The organism is Streptomyces aureoversilis (genome assembly GCF_042657885.1).
In the GTDB taxonomy this organism is placed as follows: Bacteria; Actinomycetota; Actinomycetes; order Streptomycetales; family Streptomycetaceae; genus Streptomyces; species Streptomyces aureoversilis.
The window spans coordinates 1-10,525 of sequence record NZ_JBHSKJ010000041.1 but is presented as its reverse complement, the minus strand read 5'-3'; the positions used below and the strand labels follow the sequence as shown (position 1 = coordinate 10,525).

At 64.8% G+C, this 10,525-nt stretch carries 3 protein-coding genes and 9 pseudogenes; 6 read left to right on the top strand and 6 right to left on the bottom strand.

The features are described from left to right. Positions 1–83, bottom strand: a pseudogene (locus tag ACFPP6_RS35955) (IS5/IS1182 family transposase); the annotation flags it as partial. A 1,412-nt stretch (positions 84–1,495) separates the two neighbouring features. On the opposite strand from ACFPP6_RS35955, the pseudogene ACFPP6_RS35950 reads away from it, so the two are divergent. After that, positions 1,496–2,048, top strand: a pseudogene (locus ACFPP6_RS35950) (transposase family protein); the annotation flags it as partial. A 34-nt stretch (positions 2,049–2,082) separates the two neighbouring features. Here the strand turns inward: ACFPP6_RS35950 and ACFPP6_RS35945 are convergent. Together ACFPP6_RS35945 and ACFPP6_RS35940 are read right to left on the bottom strand one after the other, a co-directional pair. After that, positions 2,083–3,297, bottom strand: a complete 1,215-nt coding sequence (locus tag ACFPP6_RS35945; protein WP_382051084.1) for a hypothetical protein — start codon at positions 3,295–3,297, stop codon at positions 2,083–2,085. A gap of 214 nt (positions 3,298–3,511) precedes the next feature. Continuing rightward, positions 3,512–4,205, bottom strand: a pseudogene (locus tag ACFPP6_RS35940) (transposase). A gap of 145 nt (positions 4,206–4,350) precedes the next feature. On the opposite strand from ACFPP6_RS35940, the pseudogene ACFPP6_RS35935 reads away from it, so the two are divergent. Then, positions 4,351–4,497 (top strand): annotated as a pseudogene (locus tag ACFPP6_RS35935) (helix-turn-helix domain-containing protein); the annotation flags it as partial. Positions 4,498–4,612: 115 nt separating this feature from the next. On the opposite strand, the pseudogene ACFPP6_RS35930 reads toward ACFPP6_RS35935, so the two are convergent. Both ACFPP6_RS35930 and ACFPP6_RS35925 read right to left on the bottom strand, forming a co-directional pair. Beyond that, positions 4,613–4,938: pseudogene (locus ACFPP6_RS35930) on the bottom strand (helix-turn-helix domain-containing protein); the annotation flags it as partial. A gap of 753 nt (positions 4,939–5,691) precedes the next feature. Continuing rightward, a pseudogene (locus ACFPP6_RS35925) lies at positions 5,692–5,865 on the bottom strand (IS5/IS1182 family transposase); the annotation flags it as partial. Positions 5,866–5,924: 59 nt separating this feature from the next. On the opposite strand from ACFPP6_RS35925, the gene bla reads away from it, so the two are divergent. The 3 genes and pseudogenes from bla to ACFPP6_RS36685 form a co-directional block, all read left to right on the top strand. After that, positions 5,925–6,875: a class A beta-lactamase gene (gene bla, locus ACFPP6_RS35920; RefSeq protein ID WP_382051083.1), complete on the top strand. Its 951-nt coding sequence runs from the start codon at positions 5,925–5,927 to the stop codon at positions 6,873–6,875. Between the two features lie 211 nt (positions 6,876–7,086). After that, a pseudogene (locus ACFPP6_RS35915) lies at positions 7,087–7,282 on the top strand (IS5/IS1182 family transposase); the annotation flags it as partial. After that, a pseudogene (locus ACFPP6_RS36685) lies at positions 7,282–7,858 on the top strand (IS701 family transposase); the annotation flags it as partial. The pseudogenes ACFPP6_RS35915 and ACFPP6_RS36685, both read left to right, overlap by 1 nt. A 343-nt stretch (positions 7,859–8,201) precedes the next feature. On the opposite strand, the gene ACFPP6_RS35910 reads toward ACFPP6_RS36685, so the two are convergent. Continuing rightward, positions 8,202–9,074, bottom strand: coding sequence for a PP2C family protein-serine/threonine phosphatase (locus tag ACFPP6_RS35910; RefSeq protein ID WP_382051082.1), 873 nt, complete (start codon positions 9,072–9,074; stop codon positions 8,202–8,204). Positions 9,075–9,549: 475 nt separating this feature from the next. On the opposite strand from ACFPP6_RS35910, the pseudogene ACFPP6_RS35905 reads away from it, so the two are divergent. After that, positions 9,550–10,316: pseudogene (locus ACFPP6_RS35905) on the top strand (transposase family protein). Positions 10,317–10,525: the final 209 nt, after the last annotated feature.

Here is a 10,525-nt window from a genome sequence, read left to right as displayed (position 1 = left end):
TGCAACAGCCCCTCAAACTGCCGCAGACGCAGACCCGTGAACGTCTCCACCCACACCCGATCAGCCCTCAACACACCGGCCATGCCAAGAAAATGCCCAGATCACAGCCTTCTGCAACACGCTTTAGAGCGGGCCTGCTCGACGTGAGACCGCGCGCTGGACGGCATGGCGGGCGTCCGCTCGAACCGCACCCGCAATGCGGTCGTGGACCTGCAGGCCGACCTCGCCCGGCTCCGTGGCCGTGGCGTCCGTTTCGTGCAAGCCCTGGACGATCGTGCCCGGGCCTGGCTGCGCGACGCGGGATGAGCCAGCCCGGTCGCCGCGCCCGACGGCCAGGCTGTACCGCCTCACAATGGGGCTCGGCTGAGTGTGCGGCGCGTACGCTCGGATTCGCGCTCTGGCCGCTGCGGGAGGTACCGGCAGCGTGCCAGCCACGAGGAGGCTCAAGGTGTCCGACGGGCAGGAACAGACGTGCAACGTTTGCCTAGGCGATTGCTTGACCGAGAAGGAGCAGTACTCGGTCGAGCGTGACGAGAATGGCCAGGAGGTGGCCGTCACGCACCGTTTCATATCTGCCTGCACTAACTGCGGCGGAACGGGGACAATGTGACGTGCCATAAGAAGGGGCCCGTTATGGAGCAACCTGAACGAATGCGTCCCGTGTTCACCTGCGTGAGCTGTGGATGTGTCTATCTGCCGCCGAAGTCCATGGACTATCCGGATCTGGGTACGCAGGCCTCGCCTTTGCACTGCGGCGAGCAGGGGTGCCGGCAACAGTGCGCGGAGCTGCCGGAGACGGTGCGCGCACTGATGAGCAAGGCTGCGTGGTCGCGGGCTGAGCAGTGGATGGACCGCGAGCCAGCCCCGCTCCCCGAACGGACACGGGCCCGGACGACGCGACGGGTGCGTCCAGGGGCCGGCCGTTCGAAGCTGCGCTAACCGGGTGCCCGTGACACCATTACGGGCACCCGCAACGCGGCGTGGCCCTGCGGGCAGATCTCGCCCGGCTCCGCGGCCGCGACGTCCGCTCCGTCCAAGCCCTGGACGACCGCGCACGCTCGTGGCTACGCCGGCTGAGGTGGCAGGCCAGCGTGCCACCAGCCGCCCCCATACCACTTCGCAGGGTGCCCGCTGCTCTCTCCCGGACCGCCGCAGATGGCCCAGGAGAGGGCGTTCGTATGCGTCGCCTACACCCACCGGAGGCGGCACTCAAGGTCTACGGCTGGCGGAAAGTCCCTGCTCAGAAACCTCGAATGGCGGGTGCTGATCGGTAAGGCTGCAGCCGCGCCACTCCCTTATGCGCTAGCAGCATGCCGGGGGCCGGTCAAGGTCTTGCGAATCTGCGCGGAACCCGTACCCACGAGGGTTCCTGACGGATTCTCGCGGAGCGCCCCGCGGCGCGGTCCGCGGCGACGTCGTCTCGCCCGGCCCGCACGCGTGCCGTGTCGACCTCGGACGCCGTGCCCTACCCGCACGGCCCCTTGCGACGGCCTGACGGTTTGTCGGCGAGACCCTCGACGTCCTCGCAGCTCGGGCCCGGAGCCTGTGGGAGGCTCTGGTGGGTCTGGGTGAGGGCGACTTCGTCGTCGTTGACGGGACGCTGATCCCGACCGGCCGCATCAAGGCGGACGAGCCGTACGACGGCCAGGAGCACAAGCGGCACGAGATGAACGTCCAGGTCGTCACCCGCCCGGACGGGGCCCCGCTGTGGCTCTCCCGCGCCCTGCCCGGCTGCACCCACGACCCTCACCGCAGCCCACGCCCACGGCATCATCCAAGCCAGCCTCACCCGGCAGATCCTTGACCTGGCCGACTACGCCTACCAAGGAACCGGCGCCACCACCCACATCCCCTACGACGGACACCGTGTCCCCGCCCGCCACCAGCGTTACAACCGCACCCATGCCCGCCCCCGGGCGCCCGGCGAACACGCCTTCGCCCAGCTGAAGGCCTGGCACATCCTCCGCCGGGCACGACGCTCCACCAACCGGATCGGAACCATCGTCCAAGCCATCCACACCCTCAGGACCCACGAGCGTTCAGGATGAAAGACGTTCAGTAACGGAGTGTCCGTTATAAGGATTACTTGATCCATCCGGCTTTCCGGGCTGCTTCGACGGCGGCTGTCTCGGCTGTGTCTGCCTGGGTGTTGAGTTTTTCGTTCATGCCAGCGGCATCGGCGGCGGCCTTGGCATCGGCGGCGGCCTTGGAGGCGCTGGCGGCGGCGGCGCTGGCGGCGGTGGCCTTGGCAGTGTCGGCGACGCTAGCAGCCTCGGCGGCGGCCTTGGCGACGTCAGCAGCGGCCTTGGCGACGTCAGCAGCGGGAGTAGCGGCCTTGGCAGCATCGACGGCAGCCTTGGCAGCATCGACGGCAGCCTTGGCAGCATCGACGGCAGCGCGGGTGGCGGAGCCGGCGCGTGAGGTGGCGTTGAGGGTGGCGTGGTAGGCGAAATGCATGGCGTCGTTGGCATAGTGGGCAGCAGAAGCAGCTGCCCTGCCGGCGGCGTCCGCGGCCTTGGCGGCGTCGGCGGCTTTGACGATTTGGGCGGCACCCTTGACGGGGTCGATGCCGGTGGGGTGGTGCACAGCGGCGTCGAGGTCGTAGACGTCCTTACGGGTGGCCTTGACGGCGTCGTCGGCTTTGGCAGCAGCGTCCGCGGCCTTGGCGGCTTTGACGGCGGCGACTTTGGCCCAGTGGGCAGCATCTTTGGCTTTGTCGGCGGCTGCGGCTTTGGCGGCGGCGGCCTTGGCAACGGTGGTGGCGGCGTCTTTGGCAACGTCGGCGGCGTCTTTGGCAACGTCGGCGGCTTTGGCGTCGGCAACCTTGGCGACGGCGTCGGCGGCCTTGGCAGCAGCGGCGGCGGCCTTGGTGGCAGCGGCGGCAACCTTGGCGATGGCGGGGGCGGCCTTGGCGATGGCGGCTTTGGCGGCGTCGGACTTGGCACCCAAGTTGAGAGCGGCGGAGGTGTCGGACCTGGCGGCGGCCGCGTCGGCGGCGGAGACCTTGGCGACGGCGTAGGCGGCCTCGGTGATGGCGTCGGCGGCCTTGGCGGGGGCGGCTTTGGCGAAGGCGTCTCGGGCGGCGGCGGCCTCGGCCGCGGTAGGGTTAAGGGCGACGCGGTCGAACGCGGCGAACGCGGTGAAGGCACCGGCGGCGCGGGCGGCGGCACTCTGGGCCCGTTTGACGTGGCATTGGACAGCGGCTTTTGGATCAGTGCCGACTGTTTTTTCTTCGTCTGCGCTGCACAGTGCTGGGGGCTGGGCGGGCATCCTGGCTGACGCAGTGGTCTTTGCCACGGCTGGTGCTACGGGGGGGAGCAGGACAGCTGCGGCAGCGGCTGCCAGCACGGTGCGGACGGCTTTCCGAGGTAACACGGGCACGATGTCTCCAACGGCAAAAGAAGGTGATCAATAACATGAGGTGCCCCGAAGTTTCCGGATAGGCGTCCAACAGGAACGCCTAGAACAGGAAACAGAGGAAGCAGCAGTGGCACCACCGAGTAGGAGCCTTTCACGTGTAGACCGCGAGGGTGAGGATTGCTGCGGCGACTGACGTGAGCCTGTTCGGGCGGATCCGGGCGTGGCGGAAGATCCTCCACTGCTTTGATCCGGGAGATTGCCCGCTCAACGGGAGCCCGCAGTGTTTGCGTGGACCTTGTTCGAGTTCTTGTGCTTGTCGGGCAGTTCGGTGTCAGGGCGGCATTTGATGGGTGTGATGCCATATTGTTGGCGCTGGTTTAGCCCTTGTCTGCGAGGACCTCGAGGCCCAGTGCGGCGCAAGCATGGATAATGCCGTGCTCGCGGGCGGCTTTCATGTCGTGGGGGTCTCCGGGACGTGCGGGTGAGAGCCACAGAAGCTTCCCCGTTTCCGTGGTGATGACCTGCAGGTTCACGCCTTCGCGGCGGGTCTTCCCGGAGAAATGGCCTGGCTCCTGGACTCGGTCGGTCTCCGCGACGGTGCCCTCCAGCAGCACGAATCCGCCGACATGATGACTGCTCAGCGCTTCCGTCAACGACGGGGCGAAGGCGGCGAGGCACTCGATTGTGTCGTTCATATAGTTCCAGGCTGTGGCCACGCCGATACCGAATCCCGCGGCGAGCTGTTCGAGGGTGTCGTGCTTGCGCAGGTAGACCAGCGTGCACCGGGCCCGGTCATGCGGACGCAACTTGCAGGCCCGGTCACCGTCGCACGTGACGATCACCATCGTACTACTGAGTTTTTCGTTAGTTCTGTGGGTTCAGGGGTTTCCGTGGTGTGAGTATGTCGGTGTGCCTTCCGGGCTTCAGTCTGTTGTTTCCGAGGTCTCTGTTCCTCCGCTGACGCGACCGCAGTTGGCCGAGGCCCGGCGCATGCGCGCGGTGGAGCTGTTTGAGCGGGGACGCTCTTGTGCCGAGGTCGCGAGGTTGGTGGGGAGTCATCCTGAGAGCGTGCGGCGGTGGAAACGCTTGTGGGAGCAGGGCGGGGCCCAGGCGCTGCGGCGTCCGGCCGGCGGCCGCTCAAGTTGGATGACTCCCAAGTGGGTGAGGTGCGGGCCGCGTTGGAGCGTGGTTCTCAGACACACGGGTTCGACGTGGACCTGTGGGCCCTTGAGCGGGTTGGGCTGGTGGTTGAGCCCCGCCCGACGAGGGCCTCATGGAGACCGTGCCCAGGAGGCCAGGGCGTCGAGGGTTTTATCGACGTACCGCCAGGCCGTTGTTGTGGAGATCCCGAAACCTCCTGCCACCTGCGCGAACGTCTCGTTCTTCCGCAGATGGGCCAGCACAAGCAGGGCATGCTTGAAACAACCGAGCTTCTGCCATGGCGAGTTGATCTCCAGTCGGCGGGCACGGATCAGCCACGCAACGAGCTCGACGAGCTCATACGGTGACGTCGAGCACGGAAGGATACGAAACCAAGCGAGGCTCCCCGGACGAAGTGCGGTGCGTAGAGAACACCAGCGCAACGATCAGGAGCCTCGCGTCACATAATCCCCTCGCTAACCAGCCCCTTCACCCTCCTGGAACAGGATGAAAAAGGTTTAGTGAGCATTTTTCAACCTGCCCTGGGAAGGTGAAAACGTCTTCATGGCTTTTGAAGGAGCGCCAGCACCTTCCCAGGGCAGCCGCTCACCCACTCGCGCTACACTAAGCCACTGACCTGTAAGAACAGAGGATGAAAAAGGCTCAGTATTTGCAGGTGTTTCATCCCCTGTCTCATTGTACTCCTGCGTGGGGCCCAAGTCGGGTCAAAAATCCGTCAATCCTGATTAAGTAGAGTGACGGGAGAATCATTGAATGTCAACATGGCCTGTTTGTTCGGGTGGGGCTCTCTGATTCCGAAGCCTGGTGAGTGGTTAACTGGCCGCACGAGCAGCGGGTAGCTACTGCCTGGCTACCCCCTTTCGATTGATCATCATGCGGGCGAAGCTGCTCCGGATGAACCTGCTACCTGAGCCGGGACCTCATGACTAGCGTTGCGCGAGACGACGCTGCGGCGCCAGAGCGCTGATGTGGTGCGACGGCTCTGCCATTGGGCGTTGACGCTGGCCTGCTCGTGGCGGTGAAACTACTGAGCTTCTTCAACTCGGCCCGGATCGGGTGACGGCAGCGCTCGGAGGTCACGACACCGGTGTCGCGCAGACCAGGGTCAGAGCAATGTCAACTTCGGCGGCTCCGCCACCCTCACGAGACCACGGTGGAGAAGCACAGTCATTGGGGCTTGAAGTGCCGACCCTGATGGGGGTCGTATCTCGTTTGAAGCCCTAGGGGCATGGGCTTCAGGGCCTGGCAGCCGTGGGTGTTGGCGGCCGAGAGCCTGAGAGTGAGGGGCGATCTGTTCGCATCCGACAGGACGTGCATTTGGCAACCCGGCTTGCCCTGGTCCACAACCGGAACTAAGAGGTCCGGATGTGTGTTCTCAAAAGTCAACTGACCTGGAGGAGAGGATGGCCACGGACACCGCAGGAAAGCCCACGTCCCGGCGTACGGTGCTCACGTTGGGAGCTGGGGCAGCGCTCGCTGCTGCCTTGCCGGTGAGCGGGAACGCATACGCTGCAGCCCTCGACAGCAGCAGCGCGATCTCGCGCCAGCTGAAGGATCTGGAACGGCAGCATTCTGCCCGCCTGGGCGTCTACGCCCGCAACACGGCCACGGGCCGGATCGTGCAGTACCGCGCGAACGAGCGCTTCCCCATGTGCTCGGTCTTTGAGCCGCTGGCCGCCGCGGCCTTGCTGCGCGACCTCGATCACGACGGCGAGTTCCTAGCCAAGCGCATCCGGTACACCGAGAAGGAGATCACGGACTCGGGCTACGCACCGATCACCGGCAAGCCCAAGAACCTCGCCCGCGGGATGACGGTTGCTGAACTGTGCGCCGCCACGATCTGCTACAGCGACAACGCCGCTGGCAATCTCCTTCTCCGCGAGCTGAGAGGGCCGACTGCGATTACACGGTTCTGCCGCTCGCTCGGGGACAAAACGACACGGCTCGACCTGTGGGAGCCCGATCTGAACTCCGCCGAGCCGTGGCGCAAGACGGACACCACCAGCCCGAAGGCCATCGGGCAGACCTATGCACACCTCACCCTTGGCACCGCACTCGGGGATGAAGACCGCAAGCAGCTCACCGACTGGCTGCTGGCCAACACCACGGGCAGCGAAAAACCGCGCGCTGGCCTGCCCTCCGACTGGACCATCGCAGACAAGACCGGGAGCGGGAAGTACGGGACCAACCACGACGTAGGCATCGCCCGGCCCCCGCGCCGCTCGCCCATCGTCATGGCCGTCCTGACGACCAAACGCGAGCCCGACGCCTCGCCCGGCAACCCCCTGATCACCAAAAGCGCCACACTGCTGGCAGAAGCACTGAGCAATTTCAGCGGTGGTGCTCCAGGGTGAGGACGGCTTTGGCAGCTGACGTGAGCCAGTTGGGGCTGCAGCGTGCGTGGCGAAAGATTTGCCAGGTCTTGATCCGGGCGGTGCCTCGTTCGACCGGGTAGCTCAGTGAACGTTTTTCATCCTGGTCTTGGGAATGTGAAACGCGCAGGTCAGGTGGGTGACGCGGCAGGGCCTCTCGTCGTTGGCGTGGTGATTCCACTCACCATGCAGCATCCGAGGGGCCCGGTTGGTTCCGTATCTTTCATGCTCGACGTTCCGTACGAGCTCGTCGAGCACGTCTCGTGGCTGATCCGTGCCCGCCGACGGGAGATTAACTCGCCATGGCGGAAGCTTGGTTGTTTCAAGCAGCCCTGCTGGTGCTGGCCCATCTGTGGAAGAACGAGACGTTCGCGCAGGCGGCAGGGGGTACGGCCAGGACTGGCAATTCCGCCGCATGATCAAGGAGGCCGGTCTCGGCTACGTCGTCGCTGTGCCGAAATCGCAGCAGGTCAAGCCCCTCGCCGGCTGCTGGCGCATCAACCAGCTCATCGGCGACGCCCGACGACGCCTGGCAACGGCTCTCGTGCGGAGACGGCGCGAAGGGCCCGCGCCTCTACGACTGGGCAGCAGCTCAGCTTCCCGCCGTCCCGTTCTTCGGCGGTGATGAGCCCTCTCACTGGTGGTGGGTGATGGCCCGCCGCCGCATCGCCCGGCCCGACGAGATCGCCTACCCACGCCCCCACCGGCACCACCATCGACCAGTTGGTTACCGTGGTCGGTAGCCGCTGGGCGATCGAGTCCTGCTTCCAGAACGCGAAGAACGAGAGCGGCCCGGACAAGTACGAAGTCCGCCGGTACCCGGCCTGGTACCGGCACGTCACCCTGGCCATGCTTGCCCACGCCTTCCTCGCCGCCATGACTGCCCGGTCGGAAGGGAAAGGGGTGCCGCAGAAACGGATCTTTCCTCGCCCCGCTCAGCCTGGCAGAAATCAGACGGCTCATGACAGCTTGCCGCCCCGGCGCAGGACACCGCCACCCTCATTTCACCGACCAGGCACTGAGATGGTCCCGCTGGCGCCGTCGACACCAGGCCACAGCCATACGCTGCCACTATAAACGCTGCACCGCCGTTCTCCCACCACATGACGCCAAGTCAGCTCGCTACACTCAGAAACAGGCCCTTGACCAGCAGGAATAGGAAACTGCAACTGGAGTATTAAGCCTCGGACGTCCAAACATGCGGGGGCACTTCAGTCACCCCGTCAACCGGAGCTTCGTTGCATCCAACATGTCCAGCAGACACCGCTTCACACCACCGTGGCCAGCATAACTCCCGGACCGCCAGAACTATATATCAGCCTTGACTTCGTCAGAGTGGGTGTTTCGGTCAAGAGTCACCGCGAGCACAGCAGTGTCGTCCTGACGACTTCTTCTTCTACCAGTATGCCGGTTCACATCGCGCAGAAGAGTCTCCACGAGATCATCAGGAGAGGCGAACCCCACACCCGAGAGACGGGTGAGAGGGTCATAGAACTCCCCTGACCGATCGCGAGCCTCCGTGACGCCATCGGTCATGAACAGCAAGGTGCTGCCCTGTCTCACGGTTACCGTCTCTGCCAGGGATCGGCACTCCCACAAGCTGCCGATCCCTAGAGGCAAGTCAGGTTCGGCCAGTCCCAGCGTCTGGACAGTGGATTCGTGCAACAGTAGTGGTGACGGATGCCCGCGGTTGATTAGGCGTACCGTTCGGTCGTCTGGTCGAATTTCCGCAATTACCGCGGTAATAAACCCCTCCCACCGCTCCACCTCCCACCCACGACGTTGAAGCCCGCGCTCGAGTACCCCTTCTAGGCAGCTAACCATTTCGTTCAGGTCCGCTTCAGTGTCTGCCACCACCCGGAATGCCCCCACCATAATGGCCACTGCTGCGACGGCCTTCAAACCCTTCCCTCGCACATCTGCAATGATCAACCGGACGCCATACGGAGTGTCTTGGACCACGTACAGGTCTCCGCCAATCCGCGCATCCGTATGGGCAGCCGCATAGCGTGCTGCGATACGCAACGACCCTAGCTGGGTGGGAGGGTCTGGAAGCACAGCGCGTTGCACGACTTCTGCTACTCCGCTCACTGTCTCCAGCAGCCGTCCCTGTCGGCGAAGCAGGTAGTTGAGGAATACGGCAACAGTGGCGATCACCACCACGTTGGCGACGTCGACCACGTGGTGGGCATATGGATGGCCGGCAGGGATCCTCCCCATGACAAAGTCGACTGCGATGGCCGTGCAGCCGACGGACAGGGTGCCTCTCAGGGATAGCAATGCCGCCGCAACTGCTGGCGCCACAGCGAGTAGTGGTGACGACGAGTAGTGCGGGGGCGTTGTCAGGTCAACCACTGCACCGCCAGCGATCAAAACAGCCGGGAGCCATCGGATGCCTCGGAGCCAGCATGCGCCGACCATGGGCGCTCCAAAATTTGATGAATGTGAACTCCCGCAGGCCGCCAACATTTCCCCAGCTTGCCAAACTCGCACACACCAAATACAACGTAGAGGTGCTAACCCGCCACTCTTTTCACTAGAATGGCTCATCCTCCCTGTGATGGCATAGTCGGGTAGCTTATAGAAGGACGATGGTGTAACAGTATGAAGGATTACGCCCGTTACCAGACAGGGCATGGCGTGTGGTGGTCTTGGTGTGGGTGCTGTGGTGATGGCGTCTGATCCGGGGTGGATGGGTCTGTTCGGGGCTGGGGGAGCGGCAGTTCCGTAATCTCGTAGGTGGTGTGGTGTTGTGGCGGTGGTGTGCCGGCTGGTGGGCGGCCGCTGGTCCCTGCTGTTGGAGGACCGGATTGTGCTGGTTGCTGCGTGCTGGCGGACGAACCTGACGATGCGGCAGTTGGTCCCGTTGTTCGGGATATTGAAGTCGGCTGCGGACAGGGTCATCGACGACATCGCGCCGCTTCTCGCGCTGGCGCCGGTACGGCGTCGGTATCTTGCCGGGATGGTGCTGATCGTGGACGGAACTCTGGTCCCCACCCGGGACCGCAGCATCGGCGCGTCCTCGAGGAACTACAGATACTCCACCAACCACTAGGTCGTCATCGATGCGAACCCCCGGCTGGTCGTGGCGGCCGGGCGGCCACTGTCCGGCAACCGCCACGACGCCCGCGCCTACCGGGAATCCACAGTGAACCGGGCGGTGAAGAACGCGCCGGTCGTCGGAGACGGCGGATACCGCAGCACCGCCGCCCTTATCCCGCACTGACCCCGGCCCAGCCGACCGCTCACACCGGAGCAGGAAGCGGACAACGCTGCCCACCGCCGGGCCAGAGCCCGCGTCGAGAACGCATTCCCGGGATGAAAACCTTCAAGATCCTCCTCGACTGCCGCCTGCGCGCCGACGATCTCCACCAGGCCATCCTCGGCAGCGCCCGACTCCACAACCTCGCCATCGCCGGATAGCCCGCGAGAGCAACGAGAAGCACCTCAGCCTGCCCAAACAACCCCCTACGGGACATCATTTAGGGCCAATGCCGTGACTCTCGGGGCTGTAAAAGGAACGGTGTAACTCCGATCATGGAGGATTGCACCTGTGACCAGCGAGAACACAGTCGAGGCAGAGTCCGGGACCGTGGCCGTGGAGGCGGCGCTGCCAGCGGCGGCGGACGAGA